This is a genomic window from Rhodoblastus acidophilus, assembly GCF_900187365.1.
Lineage (GTDB): Bacteria > Pseudomonadota > Alphaproteobacteria > Rhizobiales > Beijerinckiaceae > Rhodoblastus > Rhodoblastus acidophilus.
The window spans coordinates 16,390-32,861 of record NZ_FYDG01000015.1; the positions used below are offsets into that span (position 1 = coordinate 16,390).

The window sequence follows — 16,472 nt, forward strand, 5'->3', positions numbered from 1 at the left end:
GGAGCGCGGATCATGGGATTTGATCCTGAAGCGAGGGAAATGGCCGCTGCTGCTGTCGCTGCCGCTCAAAACATATCCGTCAACCCTGCGAATCTGATTCCAGGGGTCAGCAACTTCGATCCTCTCTTGCTGCCCAAGGCGCGCGCAGCTTTTGCCAAGGTCCGACTTAGCCGCGGTCGCGCCAAAGTCGCGACGTTGGGAGACAGCACTTGGGCCGGGATCGGCGCTGGAACAGGCGGCGACCACAATCTGACGGGCGCTCGGCAGGCAACCGTAGCGTGGACTATTGCGACCATTTTAAACGGCCGCGGATTACCGGCTATTCCTGATGCGGTGTTTAGCTGCGGCGCGGTGCCGGCGCCGACGATCTATAACCCCAACGTTGTGCAGGGCTCGGGCTGGGTTCTATCTGGACAGAACACTGCCGGAGGTACGCTCTGGCAAAACGGAACCACAACCGGAACCGTTTTGAGCGTGACCACGACGACGCCATGCAACGCCTTCGATGTTTATTACGCGAACGTCAACACGGCTCAATTTACGCTGCAAATCGACAGCGAGACGCCGGTCACAGTCAATGTCACGTCTGCCGGAAACGCTCTTTTGAAGGCGACCGTTACTACGACGACCGAAGGCATTCACACGCTGAATATTGTCAGAACCGGGGCTTCTGGAAATGTATTCATCGGCATGATTGATCCCTATTCGACAGCCAAGCCGCGCGCGTCGATCTGGAACATGGGCATCGGCGGCAGCCAGACCAGCACGTGGATCAATACGTCGGCGAGTTGGTCCACCCTGAACGCGCTCACCACTTACGCGCCGGATCTGACGCTCATCAATTTGGGTATCAATGACGAAGGCAACAACGTCTCAATCCCGACTTTCACGGCGAACATGCAGACGATCATCAATGGCGCGAAGGCGTCCGGCGATGTGGCTTTGATTATGCACCATTCCTGTTCTGGGCATGAAGCGCAGGAGCCGGCAACCTATGCGGCGTTGCAACAGCTTGCCGCCAACAACAACTGCCCACTGATTGATTTCCGCGCGCGGCTCGGGCTGTGGACGGCCGCAAACGCCAATGGGCAGATGTACGACAACCTTCATGCGTCTGGCCCCGGCTACGCCGACGAAGGCTCAATGATCGCCGATTTGCTCGCGCGGTTGTAATCGCCACCCCAAACTCCCCTCAAAATCAAAATCTGAAAGGACCAGCTGATGGCTGACCTGTCCAAGGTGCTGCTCGCTATTGAGCCGCACGCAAAACCGGCGATTGTCTCCGGCTTTGTCGCTGCCTCGCTTGATTGCATCAACCGCGCCGATCTCTCGACGCCGCTGCGCCAGGCGCATTTCCTCGCGCAATGCGCCCATGAAAGCGACGGTTTTCGGACCACCGTCGAATACGCCAGCGGCAAGGCCTACGAAGGGCGTGGCGTGCTCGGCAACACGCATGCCGGGGACGGGGCGCGCTACAAAGGACGCGGCCTGATCCAGCTGACCGGCCGGGACAATTATCGGGCGTTTGGCGCTGCGTTGGGTTTGCCGCTCGAAGCGGACCCGGAATTGGCCGCGAAGTTTCCGGCGGCCGCGCTGGTCGCCGCCGAATATTGGCGCGCGCGGCGGATCAACGAATATGCCGACCACGACAGCGTCGAGGGCTGCACCCGCAAGGTCAATGGCGGCTTGAATGGGCTCGCCAGCCGGAAGGCGTATCTGGCTCGGGCGAAGCGCGCACTCGCCGACGTCAAGGGTGCGCTGATCGATCGCGCGCACGAGGAGGCGGGAAAAGCAGCGGCCAAGACCAAGGCAGCCACGACCATCGCGACCTCAGGCGCGGCAACAGCCGGCGCCGCTCCCTTTGCTGACGGCTCGTCCACCTGGGTCGTTGTCGCCGCCGGCGTGGCGCTCGCTCTGATCGCCGTCGGCCTTTTCTTCGCAATCCGCCGGCACGGCGCCACGGTCGCCGCGCTCACCACCGCCGCGCAGGAGGCCTAAGCCATGTCGTTCAATCTCGACGAATTCAAACCGCTCGCCTCCGTCCTGCTCCAGCAGGGCGCGCCGCTGCTCGCCCGGGCGCTGCTCGGTCCCTTCGGCGGCATGATCGCTGGCGCTGTTGTCCCGTCGTTAGTGGAGGCGTTTGGCCTCCCTGCCGACGCCTCTCCGGCGGACATCGCGACCGCCGCCTCCAAAGACGACAGCGCCGCCGACAAGCTCGCGGCGATCCAGGCGCAGCACCAAGACCTGCTCGATTGGGCCCAGAAGGCGATGGACGCGAACCAAGCAGCGCTCGCCGCCGAACCGTCGTTCTGGGGCCGGCTCTATGTCGGCGGCTGGCGGCCGGCGATGGGTTGGCTCGGCGTCGCCGTGATCGGCCGCGAGGTCGGCTATTACGCCATGCTCAAGGGGCCGCTGCCTTTTGAGACGCTTTCGCTGATCGTCGGCTTGTGGTGCGGCCTCGCCGGCATCCGAAGCGTCGAGATGGTTCGCGGCGTTGCGCGCACCGCGCTGGCGACCGTCGCCAAACGAGCGGTGCGGTAACCGCAATTCATCCTCATCACCGTTTCCTCGTGTCGCTCGCCGGCAGGCGTCGCGAGGTTTTGCATCGCGCCGGCGCAAAGGAAAGCACATGTCCGCCATTGAAGACCTCGAAGCCGCCTTTGAAACGATCCAGAAGGCGGTGTCCGACGCCGTCGCCAAGCTCCAGGAGCAGAGCGCCGCGCTCGCCAGCGCCGTCGCCGCGAATGACCCCGCCAAGATCGAAAGCATCGCTCAGGAGCTGACCGCGACGGCGGCCTCGCTGGAATCCGCCGTCAATCCGCCGGCGGCGCCGGCTCCGGTCGTTCCGGTCTCCGAAACCCCGGTTGCGGAGGCGCCGGCCGCCGCGCCTGCGGCCGAGGCGCCGGCCGCGAACTGATCGCGCGAAATGATCATGGCCGGGGCGAGCAGCCCCGGCTTTTCTCATCGGAGGCCCCGGGCGGCGACTCCTGGGCGAAGGAATTGAGCCATGGCGGATGCGGGCGGCGGCTTGGGCCAAAGCGAGACGGCGATCATTGGAATGGCGACGACGGTGCTCGCGGGATTTCTCGGAAAATTCTGGGACCATTTGTTTGGCGGTCACGCTGCCGCGGAAAAGCAGCGAGCGGAGGCGCGCAAGCTCCTCGAGGACGCGTTCGACGAAAAGACGCGGTCGCTGATCGACAGCTACGGCAAGATGATCGACGACGTGAAAGAATTCTACGAGAAGCGCATCGACGAGAACAACAGGTTTTACGAGAAGCGTATCGAGGAGCTGCACGGCGAGATGACGCATTGGAGAGATGAGACGATCTCGCTCCGCAAGGCGCTGGACGCGCTACGCGCCAGGGCGGCCGGTCAGCAGGACTGGGACCGAAATTAGGCCGGCGACGAACTGGGGTGGTGCGAGTCGCCTTACCTTTTGACCTCTGTCTCCGGCCACGGCTTGAGGCCAGCGGCGATCGCCGCGCAGGCCAGCGCCACCGCCAGCGGCGCGCCCTCCCGCATATATTTTGTCGTCATGTTTTTCGACCACCCACAATGCTTGTAGAGTTCGTACTGTGGCCAGCCATAGTGCTCTTTGCAGTAGTCGGCGAAGGCGGAGAAATCTTCTGGCGTCATTGATGCGTCTTCAAAATGGAGAGAGGGGCCGAGGCCCCTCTTTTTAGATTGCGTACCCGGCGGCGTCCTTGGCGGCTCTGGCGTAGCTCTTACCTGCCAGCATGAGGGTCCAGGCCATCGCCACCCGTTCCGCCCAAGCATACCACATCTCGGTTCCGAACTGGGCGTTGGTGCGCTTGATTTCGAGTTCGGCGGCGGCGTCGATGGTGTCGTGATAGGTCAACATTTGCTCGCTCCGTTTCAATGATTGTTTATCCCATATCTGGGATACGAAGTCAATGAAAAATCCCAATTGTGGGATATTATTTAAGGAGCTTCGGGCTTAGGGAGACTTGGCCCCGCGCTTCGGCGTCGGGCTTTTTTGTAGTATGCGGCTGCGATGGCCAACGATCGACCTCCCAAGCCGCCCACCATCGCCGATAGCAAAGCCCAGGGGCTGACGGGCGCGTGGGTGACATGCTTGCACCCCGATTGCAGGCGCTCGGTCGCCCTCGAATGGGATCGGTTCCGCCTACCCGACGACACACCGTTTCCCGAGATCGTGCGCCGGCGGCGATTCGTTTGCTCGGGGTGTGGCGGCACGGATGTGTGCGTGACGCCGGACTGGCGCGGCTATGATGCGCCGGGCATAGGCCGGTGGAGAACGCCCTGAGAACGAGTGTGGGGACTTGTGTGGGGACTCTCTGCACGGAATGAGCCGAATGTTGCGGCTCCGTTCCATTGTGCCCCGCGTCGCCGGTAATCGACGCTTTTAAAAACCCAAGACGTATCAAGGGTTGAATGGTCGGAGTGGCGGGATTCGAACCCACGACCCCTAGTCCCCCAGACTAGTGCGCTAACCGGACTGCGCTACACTCCGACTGTGTGGCCTTATAGAGAAGCCTCCCGCCGCTGGCAACGGCGAAGGTGAAAAAATCACGCCAGCAAACGGGAACATTCGGTCAATTCGGCCAGGATCGCTTCGAGCCGATGCCGATCCTGCGCTGAAAGACAGGTGACCACGCTGGTCGGGGCCGGCGCGGCCAGCGCCAAAACCACCGAACGCGGCGCGGCGGGCGCGGAAGACAGAACGACAGGCGCCATCCGCGCGGGAAGCGGCGCCGGCGCTTCCGGCTCCGACCGAATCGGCGCGACCCCGCGCGCTCCGCCCGAGGCCGCCATCACGGCCCGAACGCCCTGCTCCTTGAGGATGCGCTGCACGCCCTTGATCGTATAGCCCTCGCTGTAAAGCAGCACGCGAATCGCCGCGACCAGCGCAATGTCCTCGGGGCGGTAGTAGCGCCGCCCCCCGGCGCGCTTCACCGGGCGTATCTGGCTGAATTTCGTTTCCCAGAACCGCAGAACATGCTGCGGCAGATCGAGTTCGTCCGCGACTTCGCCTATGGTGCGAAATGCCTCTGTCGTCTTTTCCATCGGCGTCTCCGGCTCACGGGATTTTCAATGAATCCAGGAGTCTGTCCAGAGAAATCGCGCGATGGACGCGCGACGCGCGAAGATGGCGACGGCGACGGGCTGCGCCATCGCCGCGGCCTGCGGTCAGCCCTCGGCGCCGTTGATTCGCGCCCGCATGATGTGCGAGGCCCGAAACACCAGCACGCGGCGCGGGGTGATGCGCGCCTCGACGCCGGTCTTGGGATTGCGGCCGACGCGCTCGCGCTTGTCGCGCTGCAGGAAGGTGCCGAAGCTCGACAGCTTGACGTTCTCGCCGCGGGCGATGGCGTCGCTGACCTCGGAGATGACCATCTCCACCAGTTGCGCCGATTCCATCCGCGACAAGCCGACGCGGCGAAACAGCGCTTCCGCCAGATCCGAACGCGTCACCGTCCGCTTTTCCACAACGGGCGCGACGGGCCGAACCCGCGCCGACGGAACGCTGGCTGACGGAACGCCGGCGGAAGTATCGACTGAAAGACTATTCGAGGACATAGCCTCACCTCGTAAAGGAATGACCAGTAAGAAAACGCGGTTCGACATCGCCGACGCAGCCGAGCCAAGCCGACGATATGGTCGCAACCCAACGAAGAAACATGTTTTTATAGCTGCGACCGGCCGCGAGTCTATGCCGGCCGGCCGCGATGTCAAGACGACCGCCTCTCCGCAAAAACCGTAATATCCCGGTTTATCAACGCTGTCGCGGGGGGCGCCCCGGTTTTACCAGCGCAGGACCGCCGCGCCCCAAGTAAAGCCGCCGCCAATCGCCTCGATCATCACGAGATCTCCTGGCTTGATGCGCCCGTCGCCGCAGGCGACCGACAAGGCCAGGGGGATCGAGGCGGCCGACGTGTTGCCGTGATCCTGAACGGTCAACACCACTTTCTCCGTGGGAATGCCGAACTTTTGCGCGGACGCGTCGATGATCCGCCGATTGGCCTGGTGCGGCACGAACCAGTCGAGATCCTCCGCCGTAATCCCGGCGCTCGCAAAAGTCTCGGCCATCACATCCGTGACCTGCCCCACCGCGAAACGAAACACTTCCTTGCCTTCCATGCGCAGGAAGCCCACAGTCTTGGTGGTGGAGGGGCCGCCGTCGACATAGAGCTTGGCGCGGTGCCGGCCGTCCGAACGCAGGCAGGTCGCCAGCACGCCGCGCGGCAGGTTGCCTCCGGCCGCCGCCACCGACTGCTCCTCGGCCTCCAGCACCATGGCGCCGGCGCCGTCGCCGAACAGCACACACGTGGTGCGGTCCTGCCAGTCGAGAATGCGGGAAAAGGTTTCAGCGCCGATCACCAGCGCGCGTTTGTGCGAACCGGAGACGAGAAACTTCTCCGCCGTCGAAACCGCGAAGACAAAGCCGGCGCACACCGCCTGCACGTCGAAGGCGACGCCGTGGGTGCAGCCCAGCCCCGCCTGGATCATGGTGGCGGTCGAGGGAAAGGTGTAGTCTGGCGTCGAGGTGGCGCACACGATCAGATCGATGTCGTCGGGCGTCAGCCCGGCCCGGTCCAGCGCCGCCTGCGCGGCCCGAATGCCGAGCGTGGAGGTGGTTTCACCCTCCCCCGCGATATAACGCTGGCGGATGCCGGTGCGCTGAACGATCCATTCGTCGCTGGTGTCGACGGTTTCTTCCAGTTCCTTGTTGGTGACGCATCGGTTCGGCAGGGCTGAGCCCACGCCCTTCACCACTGCGCGCAGGCGTTTTGTGTCTCCGCTCACTTCATTGTCCTGTTGCTAACGGGCGCTCGGCCTGCGCCGGAGCGTCCTGCGCCGAATCGTCATGCGCCCGTTGGGCGTTCACCTGTTGCTCGGCCAGCGCCATCATGTCCCGGACTTTCTCCAGCAGGCCGCGCCGCACCATGCCATGGGCGATCTCGATGGCGCCGGAAAAGCCGTTGGAGTCGATGCCGCCGTGGCCCTTGATCACCACGCCGTCGAGGCCGAGCAGCACCGCGCCGCTGGTCTCGCGCGGCGTCAGCCGCGCCTTCAATTGACGAAAGGCGCCGCGCGCGATCAGGGCGCCGAGCTTGTTGATCCAGCTGCCGGTCAATTCCTGACGCAGATAGGCCGAAATCTGCCGGGCCGTGCCCTCCGCCGTCTTCAGCGCGATATTGCCGGTGAACCCTTCGGTGACCACCACGTCGGAGGTGCCGCGACCGATGTCGTCGCCCTCGACGAAGCCGTGATAGCTGAACAAGGGCGAATCGATCTGCTGCAGCAGCCGCGAGGCGGTCTTGACCTCCTCGACGCCCTTGACCTCCTCGACGCCGACATTGAGCAGGCCGACGGTCGGCCGCTCGATGCCGAACAGCGCGCGCGCCATGGCCGCGCCCATCATCGACAGGTCGACATAATGCTGGGCGTCCGCGCCAATGGTGGCGCCGACGTCGAGAACAATGGAGCGGCCGCGCAGGGTCGGCCAGATCGCCGCCAGCGCCGGGCGCTCGATCTGCGCCATGGTGTGCAGGCACACTTTCGACATGGCCATCAGCGCGCCGGTGTTGCCGGCGGAGACGGCGCAATGCGCCGCGCCGGTCTTGACCGCCTCGATGGCCATCCACATGGAGGAGACGCGCCGGCCGGCGCGGAGCGCCTGGCTGGGCTTATCGGCCATACCCACGGCGACCTTGGAGTGGATCACCTTGCTGGCCGCCCGCAGATTCGCGTACGGCGCCAAGCATTCCGCGATCTTCTCGCTGTCGCCATAGATGATGAACGTGCTGTCCGGCTTGCGCTCAAGAAACTGCGCCGCCCCGGGAATGACCACCGAGGGCCCGAAATCGCCGCCCATGGCGTCGAGCGCGATCCGCACAGGCTCAACCATCTTCTTGCAGTCCCGATCCTTTTCGCCCGCGGCGAGGGATCCCGCCGCGCATGTGCAAAACGCGGCCCCCGGCCGCTCGAAGCGCGCGACAATAGCTTTTGCCGCGCTGTTGGCAAGCCCAAAACAGGCTGATGAGATGGCCGCAACGCCGCAGGCGCGGTCAGTCCTTCTTGATCTTGGCGGCCAGCACGGCGAAAGGCGACGCCGAATCGTCGTCGTCCTCCCGATGACCGTCGAACGCGACGCCCGGCTTGCGGGGATGCGGATCGAGGCCCAGGGCCAGGAATTCGCAGGCCAGCGCGCCCAGGTCGATCTTGCCGTCGATGATCGGATCGGGCGGATCGGGCTGTTCGGCCAGCAGGCGCGCCTTGTCCGTGGCGGCCTCCAACTCGGCCATCGCCTTTTCATAGGCGGCCTGCGCCTCGGCCTCAGGCGCGAAAGCGATCTCGAACGATTCGTCGACCGCCGTGTCGAAGGCGTCGAGCGTGACGACGCAGGTTTGCGTCACCACCGCCGTCACCCGACCCCTGGCGATCAGACCCTCGCGCCCCTTGCGGGTCAGTTGCGCCTCGACGCTGAGGTCGCGCAGGCCGACAAGATCGTCGAGTTGGGCCAGTTCGGCGCATTCCTCGGGCGTTGCGGCGAATTTAACGTTCATCCCGCCTTCGCCGACGCTGTCGACGGCGACCGTGCGGGAAAAGGGCGGCGCATAGGCTTCCATGGCGGCTCCAATCCGTTGTCTGTTGCGGCGGGGGCGCTGATCGGCGGATCCCGGCCGAGGCTGGCTCAACTCACGGCGCGGGAAATGGCGCCTCGCCGCGCAGGAATGTTTCGAGCGGCGCGGCCGCCAGCGCGGCCTCCGCGCGGCGGAAATAGTCGGCGAAAGCGGCGCCGTCGCCCGCCCCGCCCAGCACATTGCGCGTCAGCGCCTCCGTCAGCGCCGCCTCGCTCTCCTGGGCCGCATTGATATAGGCGAGGCCGCGCCCGGAAAAGGCGCCGGCCAGCTTTTTCATGCGCTTGGGCACGCCGGTGTCCGATATGCCCTTTTCGCGCAGGGCGTCGTCGAACAGCGAGAATACGGCGTCGGACAGCGCCTGCGCCAACTCAGGCCCGGGCGCCTCTGCGCCGGCTAGGCGACGCAACAGCAGCCCGGCGTTCAGCACGGTCACCTCGAACCGGCCCTCGAATGTGTCCGGCGCGCCATAGGGCGGCAGAAAAAACGCGGTCAAGCGCGATTGCGCGGTGATGGCGGCGGCCAGCGCCGCCGCTTCGTCGCGAAAAGGTTTCTTGCGAAACAATCCGAAAATCATTCGGGTCTATCCTCGAAAAGGCGCGCGGCGACGCCTTGCTTTTGCCCCCCGTGGGGGTTAGGCGTGGGAACGCTTGAGCGCAAGAGCTAATCACGGTTTATCCGGAGAATCAGGAATGAGTTCGATCGCCAATGGATTGCCCCGCCAGAAGATGGGCCGCGCCGCGCGGCTGCTGACGGTTTCAGCCCTTTTGGCGCTCGGCGGCCTCGCCGGCTGTTCGACCCTCGATCAAGGCGCGATCCATCGCGGCTATGTGTTCGACGATCAGCTCCTGTCGCAGGTGAAGATCGGCGCGCCGGCGGAACAGGTTCTGGGCATTCTCGGCACCCCGACCACCACATCGACGGTCGGCGGCGACGCTTGGTACTATATCAGCCAGCGCGTCGAGCAGCCCTTGCCGTCCATGCCGCAGACGGTGACCGAGCAGCGCGTGTACGCGGTCTATTTCGACAAGAACAAGCGCCTGACCCGCATCGCCAATTACGGCCTGGAAGATGGCCGCGTCATCGACATGACCTCGCGCCAGACGGTTTCGGGCGGCGGCGAGAGCCGGCTGCTGCAGGGCATGCTGAAGCAGCTGTCGGGCCTGAAGTACAAGATGTTCTGAGGCTCCCTTTCCAAATTGATTGGAATGAAAAAGCCGGGCTCACGCCCGGCTTTTTGCATTTAAGCCTTGTGAAAGAGCACCTCTCTCGGGAAGCGCCCCCCGCGCCCATCGAACAAAAAAGGCCGGGCGCATCGCCCGACCTTCTCCATTGCTGATCGTTTCGATCAGGCGCCGTGGGCCAGGATGGCCAGCAGCAGCAGCGCCACGATATTGGTGATCTTGATCGCGGGGTTCACCGCCGGGCCGGCGGTGTCCTTGTAGGGGTCGCCGACGGTGTCGCCGGTGACGGAAGCCTTGTGGGCCTCCGAGCCCTTGAGGTGCTTCACGCCGTCCTTGTCGACGAAACCGTCTTCAAACGACTTTTTGGCGTTGTCCCAGGCGCCGCCGCCCGAGGTCATGGAGATCGCGACGAACAGGCCGTTGACGATCACGCCGAGAAGCGAGGCGCCGAGCGCGGCGAAGGCCGAGGCCTTGGAGCCGGAGATCGCCAGCACGCCGAAGTACACCACCAGCGGCGACAGCACCGGGAGCAGCGACGGGATGATCATTTCCTTGATCGCCGCCTTGGTCAGCATGTCCACGGCGCGACCGTAATCCGGGCGCTCCGAGCCGTCCATGATGCCGGGCTTTTCCTTGAACTGCCGACGCACTTCCTCGACCACCGAACCGGCCGCGCGTCCCACCGCCGTCATGGCGATGCCGCCGAACAGATAGGGGATCAAGCCGCCGAAGATCAGGCCCGCGACGACATAGGGGTTGGACAGGTCGAACGAGACCTGGCCCATGCCCTTGAAATAGGGCAGGCCCTGATCGGTGAAGGCCTTGAGGTCGTTGGTGTAGGCGGCGAACAGCACCAGCGCGCCCAGGCCCGCCGAACCGATGGCGTAGCCCTTGGTCACGGCCTTGGTGGTGTTGCCGACCGCGTCGAGCGCGTCGGTGGAATGGCGCACTTCCTTGGGCAGGCCCGCCATTTCGGCAATGCCGCCAGCGTTGTCCGTCACCGGGCCGAAGGCGTCGAGCGCCACGATCATGCCGGCGAGGCCGAGCATGGTGGTGACCGCGATCGCCGTGCCGTAGAGACCGGCGAGCTGGTAGGTCGAGATGATGCCGGCGACGATGACGATGGCCGGCAGGGCGGTGGATTCCAGCGAAACCGCGAGGCCCTGGATCACATTGGTGCCGTGGCCGGTGACGGAGGCCTGGGCGATGGACACCACCGGGCGCTTGCCCGTGCCGGTGTAATATTCGGTGATGTAGACGATGGCGCCGGTCACCGCGAGGCCGACCAGACCACAGTAGAACAGAGCCGAACCGTAGATCTCCTGGCCCGCGACCATGCCAATCGAGCCGAAGCCGATGACGAAGGCGGTGGCGCCCGCCAGACCGATGACGGACAGGACGCCGGTGACGATCAGGCCCTTGTAAAGCGCGCCCATGATCGAATTGTCGGAGCCGAGCTTGACGAAGAAGGCGCCGATGATCGAGGTGATGATGCAGGCGCCGCAGATCGCCAGCGGATAGAGCATGCTGGCGGCGAGGACATCCTTGCCGGCGAAGAAGATGGCGCCGAGCACCATGGTGGCGACCACCGTCACCGCATAGGTTTCGAACAGATCGGCCGCCATGCCGGCGCAGTCGCCGACGTTATCGCCGACATTGTCCGCGATGGTGGCGGGGTTGCGTGGGTCATCTTCCGGGATGCCGGCTTCGACCTTGCCGACGAGATCGGCGCCGACGTCGGCGCCCTTGGTGAAGATGCCGCCGCCCAGACGGGCGAAGATCGAGATCAGCGAGGCGCCGAAGCCGAGCGCGACCAGCGAGTCGATGGTTTCACGGTCGCCGAAGGCGAGGCCCATCGGGCCGGTGAGCGCCCAGAAATAGCCGGCGACGCCCAGCAGAGCGAGGCCCGCCACCAGCATGCCGGTGACCGCGCCCGCCTTGAAGGCGATGTCGAGGCCGCCCGCGAGCGACACCGTCGCGGCCTGCGCCGTGCGGACGTTGGCGCGCACCGACACGTTCATGCCAATGAAGCCCGCCGCGCCGGACAGGATGGCGCCGATCACGAAGCCTACGGCCGTTTTCGGCCCGAGCAGGAAGAAAAGAGCGATGCAGATGACCACGCCGACCAGGCCGATCGTGATGTATTGGCGCTTGAGATAGGCTTGCGCGCCTTCAGCGACCGCTCCCGAAATCTCCTGCATGCGGGCGCTGCCCGCGTCGGCCGCCATCAGACTCTTGATGGTGACGGCGCCATAGACGACCGACATCAGGCCACACGCTATAACCAGCCAGATTGTCATACTCCCTACCCCTCGCTCCGACCGCCTTTTTGAAAATCGGATCGCTCCGTTCCGCTCAGAACGGATTCCGCATTGGCTAACGGTTCGTGAACCGAATGTTCCACAAAGGCGCGAGTGGAGCAATCCGGCCCATGGGGAAGGTTTATCGACATTAAGCGGCCCCGGATTGACCGAGATCAAAATCCGCAGAGCAAAGGCCTGAAATGCCGTTCGCGACAAAGCGTTCACATCGAAAAGCCGGGGCGTGCGGCCTTTGGACGCAGCGCGTTAGACGTGGCTGAAGCGGTCGCGTGCGAAGCGCCGCGCCGCGCCGTCCGGCCCGAGCACGCTCTCCTGCGCCGCCGCCGCGCCGATGCGCGTGACGGCGACCCCGGCCGCGTCCGCCAACTGCTCGAACAGCGCGGCGCGCTCGGGCGCAACCGCGCAGACGATCTCATAATCGTCGCCGCCGGTGACGACCGACTCAAGCAGGGCCGGATCGGCGGCGAGCGCCGCCCGCGCCGGCGCGGACAGGGGCAGGCGCGCCAGATCGAGCTGCGCCGCGACGCCGCTCGCCCGCATCAGCGCGCGCACGTCGCCGATCAGTCCGTCCGACACATCCATGGCGGCGCGGGCGCAGGCGCGCAGCGCCGGGGTCAGGGCGAGGCGCGGGCGCGGGCGCAGGTAGCGGTCGATCAGTTCGGCCGCGTCAAGAGTCTTCGCCCAGGCCGGAAGGGCGCCGCCCGCGATTTCGCGCCGCCGCAGGCTCAAGCCCAACGCGGCGTCGCCGATGGTTCCTGTTACATAAATAAGGTCGCCGGCCCGCGCGCCGGAGCGGCGGATCATCGCGCCATGGGGAACCGCGCCGAGCGCGGTGATCGACAGGGTCAGCGGGCCGGAGGTCGCCACTGTGTCGCCGCCGAGCAGGGCGACGCCCGCGGCGGCGGCGGCTTCGCCGAGGCCGCGCGAAAACTCGTCGAGGAAACGTTCGGTCCAGTCGGGCGGCAGCGCCAGCGACAGCAGGTAGCCGAGCGGCTCCGCCCCCTTGGCGGCGAGATCGGACAGGTTGACGCCGAGCGTCTTGGCGGCGATGGCGTCGGGCGGGTCTTCGGCGAAGAAATGCCGCCCCGCCACCAGAGCGTCGGCGGTCAACACGAGGTCGCAGCCGGGCGGCGGGATCAGGCAGGCCGCGTCATCGATCAGCCCGAGGCCGGCCGGTCCCGCCAGCGGCGCGAAATAGCGGGCGATGAGTTCGGACTCGTTCATGCGCGGACCTCGACCCGACGCGCAACCAGCGCGGCGCCTAAGCCGAAAACTCGTCGGCCCTTGCTTTCCGCGCCAGCGCGTCGAGCACGGCGTTGATCATGCCGGCCTCCTCGCGCTCGAAAAACGCGCCGGCGACATCGACATATTCCTTGATCGCCACCCGCGCCGGCACGTCGCCGCGCTTCAGCAACTCAAACGCGCCCGCGCGCAGGATCGCGCGCATCAGGGCCTCGATCCGGCGCAGCGGCCAGCCTTCGCTCAGAATCTTGTCCACGGTGCGGTCGATGACGACCTGATTTGCCAAAACGCCCGACACGATCGAGCGGAAAAAGGCGATTTCCGCCGGCTTGTACTGGTCGCCCTCGACTTCGGCGCCGATCCAGTACACCTCGAATTCGGAGAGGATTTCGTTCAAACCCTTGCCCGCGACCTCCATCTGGTAGAGCGCCTGGCAGGCGGCGAGGCGGGCGGCGGAGCGATTTTCAGCGGCCATCTAGCGCGCCTCCCGTTTCAGACGATACATGGCGAGCGCGGCGCGGGCGGCGTCGCCGCCCTTGTCGAGGCGCGCCAGGTCGGCGCGTTCGAGCGCCTGCGCCTCGTTCTCGGTGGTCAGGACGCCATTGCCGAGCGGAATCTTGCGCGCCACCGACAGATCCATCAGCGCGCGGGCGCTTTCGCCGGCGACGATCTCGAAATGGTAGGTCTCGCCGCGAATGACGCAGCCCAGCGCGATCACGCCGGCGTAAGGCGCGCCGGACTTCTCCGCCGCGTCGAGCAAAATCGCCGCCGCGGCGGGAATTTCCAGCGCGCCGGGCGCGCGGAACGTCGTGAAGCGGGCGCCCGCCTGTTCCAGCGCCCGCACCGCGCCCGCGAGCTGGAGCGCGCCGATGGCGTCGTAAAAGCGCGCCTCGATGATCAAGAAATGCGCGCCGTCAACGGATTCAACCGTTTCCGGGGCGCGGCTCGGCTCCGCCATCGGACCTTCCTGCTTTGTGTTGGGTCCGAGTGCATAGAGCGCGCCGCGCCGCCGCGCAACCGTTTAACGCACCGCGCCGCTCAAAGTCGGCTGGAGCCCGTCACTTGACGATAAACCAGCAGAACGATGACGGCGCCGGCCGCCGCGACGAGAATCGACCAGAGATTGACGCCGCTGACGCCGCCAAGCCCCAGCGCGGTCGAGATATAGCCGCCGACCACGGCGCCGACGATTCCGAGCACGATGTCGAGCAACATGCCCTGCCCGGTGTGATTGACCAGCTTGCTGCCGATGAAGCCCGCGATCAGGCCGAGAATGATCCAGCTTAGAATGCCCATGGCCACGCTTCTCCTTGTGAAAAAAAGGTAACGCGGAACCTCGCCAATAGATGCGGGACGACCGACCGATAAAAGCGGCGTTGGTCCCTTGCGCGCCCTTTTGAGCGGGACAAAATAAGGAGCGCGCCGCCGCGCCGGCGGCAGACCCCTCTGGAGGGAGACATGAGCGATTTCGAAAACGCCGTCAACGCAGCGGTTCCCGACAATAATTACATCAAGCCGCTGATGATCGCGGCGGGCGCGCTGTTGCTCGGCCATCTGTTCGGCGGCAAGAAGGACGAGGCGCCCGCTGCGGCGCCGGTCGAACCGCAGGCCGTTCAACCGCCGCAGCAAGGCGGGTTTCTCGGCGGCGGCGGCATCGCCGGCGGCCTCGGCGGGATGCTGAGCGGCCTCGCCAACAGCCCGCTCGGCGGCATCGTGGCGGGCGCGGCGGCGGGCACGGCGGTTTCGGCGGGCCTCGACGGCCTGCTCAACCAGTTCCGCGGCGCCGGCCACGCCGAAACCGTGAACAGCTGGGTGGGCGACGGCGCCAATCGGCCCATCTCGCCCGACCAGATCTCCAATGTGCTCGGCCAGGGCAAGATCGCCGAAATCGCCGCGCAAGCAGGCGTCAGCCCCGAGCAGCTGTCGCAATTGCTGGCGCAGGCGCTGCCCACGCTGGTGGACAAACTGACCCCGGGCGGCCGCCTGCCGCCGAGCTGAACGGGCGCCCCCGGTTTCAGATCGGCTTCGCCGCCAGCTTCTCGCGCCAATGCTGCGCGCGGTCCTTCAACTGGGCCGCGCGCACGTAAGGCGACGCTTCGTCCTCAAGCGTCTCCAGGATTTCGAAGCTGAAGCGCGACTCGCCATGTCGGCGCCAGGCTTCCAGCACATCCCGTCTTGGATGCGCGTCCTGGCGCAGCGCGAACCACAACCGGTTCTGGATCGTCGCGAGATCGACCCAAGCGCCGACCCAGACCTCGCCGGACGCCGTGCAGCGCACGGCGTAGATCCCCGCCGTCGCCTTGCGTTCCTTGTAGGCGGCCACCGCCGCCCTGCGCGCTTCGCTCGTCACGCCCTCAGCCTTTCGTTCGGTTTCGACGTCCCCCGCGACGCGTCCGTCTAATATTACCCGGATGATATTGACGCAATCATTTTTATCCGGGTAAAAGAGCGCCGTCCTGATGGCGGAGACCCCATGACCGAATCCGTTTCCAAATTCTGCACCGCCTTCGACGGTCCTCGCCGGCTGAGTTCCGGCCCGCTGACCGAAGTGGCCCTCGCGGTCAAGGCGGCCGCAGACGATGGTTCGCCGCGCGCGCTCCTCGTCTTCGACGATGCGACGGGACGGGTGATCGACCTCGACCTGCGCGGCTCCGCCGCCGACGTGATTGGGAGACTGTCGCAACACGAGGCGCCCGACCGCCTTGCCAGCGCGGGCTCCGACTCGGTCGAAGATGAGGCCTCGGGGTCGCGAGGCCGGGGACGGCCGAAACTGGGCGTCGTCGCCCGCGAAGTCACGTTGTTGCCGAGGCAATGGGACTGGCTGGCCGCGCAACCCGGCGGCGCCTCCGCCAGTCTGAGGCGTCTCGTCGACGAGGCTCGGCGCAGGGACGGCACGCGACAGCAAAGGCGCGCCGCGCAGGAGGCGGCCTATCATTTCATGTTGGCGATCGCGGGGAATCTGCCCGGCTATGAGGAGGCGACGCGCGCGCTGTTCGCGGACGACCGGCGCGCCGTGGCGCGCCACATCGCGGACTGGCCGGAGGACATCCGGTCGCATGTCCTGGCGCTGGCGTTTGGCGCGCAGGACGACTAGG

22 protein-coding genes and 1 tRNA gene are annotated in these 16,472 nt (G+C 65.8%); 8 read left to right on the forward strand and 15 right to left on the reverse strand.

The annotated features are described in order from the left end of the window. Positions 1-12 precede the first annotated feature (12 nt). From CFB24_RS18605 to CFB24_RS18625, 5 genes are all read left to right on the forward strand, one after another. Positions 13-1,173: an SGNH/GDSL hydrolase family protein gene (locus tag CFB24_RS18605; RefSeq protein WP_088522148.1), complete on the forward strand. Its 1,161-nt coding sequence runs from the start codon at positions 13-15 to the stop codon at positions 1,171-1,173. Between the two features lie 48 nt (positions 1,174-1,221). Continuing rightward, the gene (locus tag CFB24_RS18610; RefSeq protein ID WP_088522149.1) at positions 1,222-1,998 is read left to right on the forward strand and encodes a glycoside hydrolase family 19 protein; all 777 of its coding nucleotides are present in this window, start codon (positions 1,222-1,224) and stop codon (positions 1,996-1,998) included. Positions 1,999-2,001: 3 nt separating this feature from the next. Further along, positions 2,002-2,541, forward strand: coding sequence for a hypothetical protein (locus CFB24_RS18615; RefSeq protein WP_088522150.1), 540 nt, complete (start codon positions 2,002-2,004; stop codon positions 2,539-2,541). A gap of 88 nt (positions 2,542-2,629) precedes the next feature. After that, a complete protein-coding gene (locus CFB24_RS23165) occupies positions 2,630-2,917 on the forward strand; it encodes a hypothetical protein (RefSeq protein ID WP_088522151.1) in 288 nt (95 codons plus the stop codon). A gap of 90 nt (positions 2,918-3,007) precedes the next feature. Continuing rightward, positions 3,008-3,400, forward strand: coding sequence for a hypothetical protein (locus CFB24_RS18625; RefSeq protein WP_088522152.1), 393 nt, complete (start codon positions 3,008-3,010; stop codon positions 3,398-3,400). A gap of 32 nt (positions 3,401-3,432) precedes the next feature. Here the strand turns inward: CFB24_RS18625 and CFB24_RS22700 are convergent, their stop codons facing one another. From CFB24_RS22700 to CFB24_RS18665, 9 genes are all read right to left on the reverse strand, one after another. Beyond that, on the reverse strand, positions 3,433-3,639 hold the full coding sequence (locus CFB24_RS22700; RefSeq protein ID WP_111390688.1) for a hypothetical protein: 207 nt from the start codon (positions 3,637-3,639) through the stop codon (positions 3,433-3,435). Positions 3,640-3,682: 43 nt separating this feature from the next. Then, a complete protein-coding gene (locus CFB24_RS18630) occupies positions 3,683-3,865 on the reverse strand; it encodes a hypothetical protein (protein WP_088522153.1) in 183 nt (60 codons plus the stop codon). A 555-nt stretch (positions 3,866-4,420) separates the two neighbouring features. Further along, a tRNA-Pro gene (locus CFB24_RS18635) sits at positions 4,421-4,498 on the reverse strand. Positions 4,499-4,554: 56 nt separating this feature from the next. Continuing rightward, a complete protein-coding gene (locus CFB24_RS18640) occupies positions 4,555-5,052 on the reverse strand; it encodes a MerR family transcriptional regulator (protein WP_088522154.1) in 498 nt (165 codons plus the stop codon). 123 nt (positions 5,053-5,175) lie between these two features. After that, positions 5,176-5,475 carry an integration host factor subunit alpha gene (locus tag CFB24_RS18645; protein ID WP_088522155.1) on the reverse strand — a complete coding sequence of 100 codons (300 nt, stop codon included), beginning with the start codon at positions 5,473-5,475 and terminating at the stop codon, positions 5,176-5,178. Positions 5,476-5,790: 315 nt separating this feature from the next. Then, entirely contained in the window at positions 5,791-6,792 is a 1,002-nt protein-coding gene (locus CFB24_RS18650; protein ID WP_244593274.1) for a beta-ketoacyl-ACP synthase III, read from the reverse strand. A gap of 1 nt (position 6,793) precedes the next feature. After that, a complete protein-coding gene (plsX, locus tag CFB24_RS18655; protein ID WP_088522156.1) occupies positions 6,794-7,897 on the reverse strand; it encodes a phosphate acyltransferase PlsX in 1,104 nt (367 codons plus the stop codon). A gap of 160 nt (positions 7,898-8,057) precedes the next feature. After that, the gene (locus CFB24_RS18660) at positions 8,058-8,618 is read right to left on the reverse strand and encodes a DUF177 domain-containing protein (protein WP_158255284.1); all 561 of its coding nucleotides are present in this window, start codon (positions 8,616-8,618) and stop codon (positions 8,058-8,060) included. A 70-nt stretch (positions 8,619-8,688) separates the two neighbouring features. Continuing rightward, positions 8,689-9,207 carry a ubiquinol-cytochrome C chaperone family protein gene (locus CFB24_RS18665; protein WP_088522158.1) on the reverse strand — a complete coding sequence of 173 codons (519 nt, stop codon included), beginning with the start codon at positions 9,205-9,207 and terminating at the stop codon, positions 8,689-8,691. Between the two features lie 115 nt (positions 9,208-9,322). Here CFB24_RS18665 and CFB24_RS18670 point away from each other — a divergent pair, with 115 nt between their 5' ends. Next, positions 9,323-9,814: an outer membrane protein assembly factor BamE gene (locus CFB24_RS18670; RefSeq protein WP_244593273.1), complete on the forward strand. Its 492-nt coding sequence runs from the start codon at positions 9,323-9,325 to the stop codon at positions 9,812-9,814. Between the two features lie 164 nt (positions 9,815-9,978). On the opposite strand, the gene CFB24_RS18675 is transcribed toward CFB24_RS18670, so the two are convergent. The 5 genes from CFB24_RS18675 to CFB24_RS18695 form a co-directional block, all read right to left on the reverse strand. After that, positions 9,979-12,114: a sodium-translocating pyrophosphatase gene (locus CFB24_RS18675; RefSeq protein ID WP_088522159.1), complete on the reverse strand. Its 2,136-nt coding sequence runs from the start codon at positions 12,112-12,114 to the stop codon at positions 9,979-9,981. 267 nt (positions 12,115-12,381) lie between these two features. Beyond that, positions 12,382-13,359: a thiamine-phosphate kinase gene (gene thiL / locus CFB24_RS18680; RefSeq protein ID WP_088522160.1), complete on the reverse strand. Its 978-nt coding sequence runs from the start codon at positions 13,357-13,359 to the stop codon at positions 12,382-12,384. A 37-nt stretch (positions 13,360-13,396) separates the two neighbouring features. Then, a complete protein-coding gene (gene nusB / locus CFB24_RS18685) occupies positions 13,397-13,852 on the reverse strand; it encodes a transcription antitermination factor NusB (protein WP_088522161.1) in 456 nt (151 codons plus the stop codon). Beyond that, positions 13,853-14,335, reverse strand: a complete 483-nt coding sequence (gene ribH, locus CFB24_RS18690) for a 6,7-dimethyl-8-ribityllumazine synthase (RefSeq protein WP_088522162.1) — start codon at positions 14,333-14,335, stop codon at positions 13,853-13,855. 80 nt (positions 14,336-14,415) lie between these two features. Further along, positions 14,416-14,673 carry a GlsB/YeaQ/YmgE family stress response membrane protein gene (locus CFB24_RS18695; protein WP_088522163.1) on the reverse strand — a complete coding sequence of 86 codons (258 nt, stop codon included), beginning with the start codon at positions 14,671-14,673 and terminating at the stop codon, positions 14,416-14,418. Positions 14,674-14,835: 162 nt separating this feature from the next. Between CFB24_RS18695 and CFB24_RS18700 the strand changes: the two genes are divergently transcribed. Then, a complete protein-coding gene (locus CFB24_RS18700; RefSeq protein WP_088522164.1) occupies positions 14,836-15,375 on the forward strand; it encodes a YidB family protein in 540 nt (179 codons plus the stop codon). A 16-nt stretch (positions 15,376-15,391) separates the two neighbouring features. Here the strand turns inward: CFB24_RS18700 and CFB24_RS18705 are convergent, their stop codons facing one another. Beyond that, the gene (locus CFB24_RS18705) at positions 15,392-15,727 is read right to left on the reverse strand and encodes a GIY-YIG nuclease family protein (protein ID WP_088522165.1); all 336 of its coding nucleotides are present in this window, start codon (positions 15,725-15,727) and stop codon (positions 15,392-15,394) included. 123 nt (positions 15,728-15,850) lie between these two features. Between CFB24_RS18705 and CFB24_RS18710 the strand changes: the two genes are divergently transcribed. Beyond that, positions 15,851-16,471: a DUF2239 family protein gene (locus CFB24_RS18710; protein ID WP_088522166.1), complete on the forward strand. Its 621-nt coding sequence runs from the start codon at positions 15,851-15,853 to the stop codon at positions 16,469-16,471. Position 16,472 lies beyond the last annotated feature (1 nt).

Excerpts from the sequence above, each read along its gene's own strand:
- CFB24_RS18605 (WP_088522148.1), top strand. The coding sequence starts at position 13 with ATGGGATTTGATCCTGAAGCGAGGGAAATGGCCGCTGCTGCTGTCGCT.
- CFB24_RS18610 (WP_088522149.1), top strand. The coding sequence starts at position 1,222 with ATGGCTGACCTGTCCAAGGTGCTGCTCGCTATTGAGCCGCACGCAAAA.
- CFB24_RS18615 (WP_088522150.1), top strand. The coding sequence starts at position 2,002 with ATGTCGTTCAATCTCGACGAATTCAAACCGCTCGCCTCCGTCCTGCTC.
- CFB24_RS23165 (WP_088522151.1), top strand. The coding sequence starts at position 2,630 with ATGTCCGCCATTGAAGACCTCGAAGCCGCCTTTGAAACGATCCAGAAG.
- CFB24_RS18625 (WP_088522152.1), top strand. The coding sequence starts at position 3,008 with ATGGCGGATGCGGGCGGCGGCTTGGGCCAAAGCGAGACGGCGATCATT.
- CFB24_RS22700 (WP_111390688.1), bottom strand. The coding sequence starts at position 3,639 with ATGACGCCAGAAGATTTCTCCGCCTTCGCCGACTACTGCAAAGAGCAC.
- CFB24_RS18630 (WP_088522153.1), bottom strand. The coding sequence starts at position 3,865 with ATGTTGACCTATCACGACACCATCGACGCCGCCGCCGAACTCGAAATC.
- CFB24_RS18640 (WP_088522154.1), bottom strand. The coding sequence starts at position 5,052 with ATGGAAAAGACGACAGAGGCATTTCGCACCATAGGCGAAGTCGCGGAC.
- plsX (WP_088522156.1), bottom strand. The coding sequence starts at position 7,897 with ATGGTTGAGCCTGTGCGGATCGCGCTCGACGCCATGGGCGGCGATTTC.
- CFB24_RS18660 (WP_158255284.1), bottom strand. The coding sequence starts at position 8,618 with ATGGAAGCCTATGCGCCGCCCTTTTCCCGCACGGTCGCCGTCGACAGC.
- CFB24_RS18665 (WP_088522158.1), bottom strand. The coding sequence starts at position 9,207 with ATGATTTTCGGATTGTTTCGCAAGAAACCTTTTCGCGACGAAGCGGCG.
- CFB24_RS18670 (WP_244593273.1), top strand. The coding sequence starts at position 9,323 with ATGAGTTCGATCGCCAATGGATTGCCCCGCCAGAAGATGGGCCGCGCC.
- CFB24_RS18675 (WP_088522159.1), bottom strand. The coding sequence starts at position 12,114 with ATGACAATCTGGCTGGTTATAGCGTGTGGCCTGATGTCGGTCGTCTAT.
- thiL (WP_088522160.1), bottom strand. The coding sequence starts at position 13,359 with ATGAACGAGTCCGAACTCATCGCCCGCTATTTCGCGCCGCTGGCGGGA.
- nusB (WP_088522161.1), bottom strand. The coding sequence starts at position 13,852 with ATGGCCGCTGAAAATCGCTCCGCCGCCCGCCTCGCCGCCTGCCAGGCG.
- ribH (WP_088522162.1), bottom strand. The coding sequence starts at position 14,335 with ATGGCGGAGCCGAGCCGCGCCCCGGAAACGGTTGAATCCGTTGACGGC.
- CFB24_RS18695 (WP_088522163.1), bottom strand. The coding sequence starts at position 14,673 with ATGGGCATTCTAAGCTGGATCATTCTCGGCCTGATCGCGGGCTTCATC.
- CFB24_RS18700 (WP_088522164.1), top strand. The coding sequence starts at position 14,836 with ATGAGCGATTTCGAAAACGCCGTCAACGCAGCGGTTCCCGACAATAAT.
- CFB24_RS18710 (WP_088522166.1), top strand. The coding sequence starts at position 15,851 with ATGACCGAATCCGTTTCCAAATTCTGCACCGCCTTCGACGGTCCTCGC.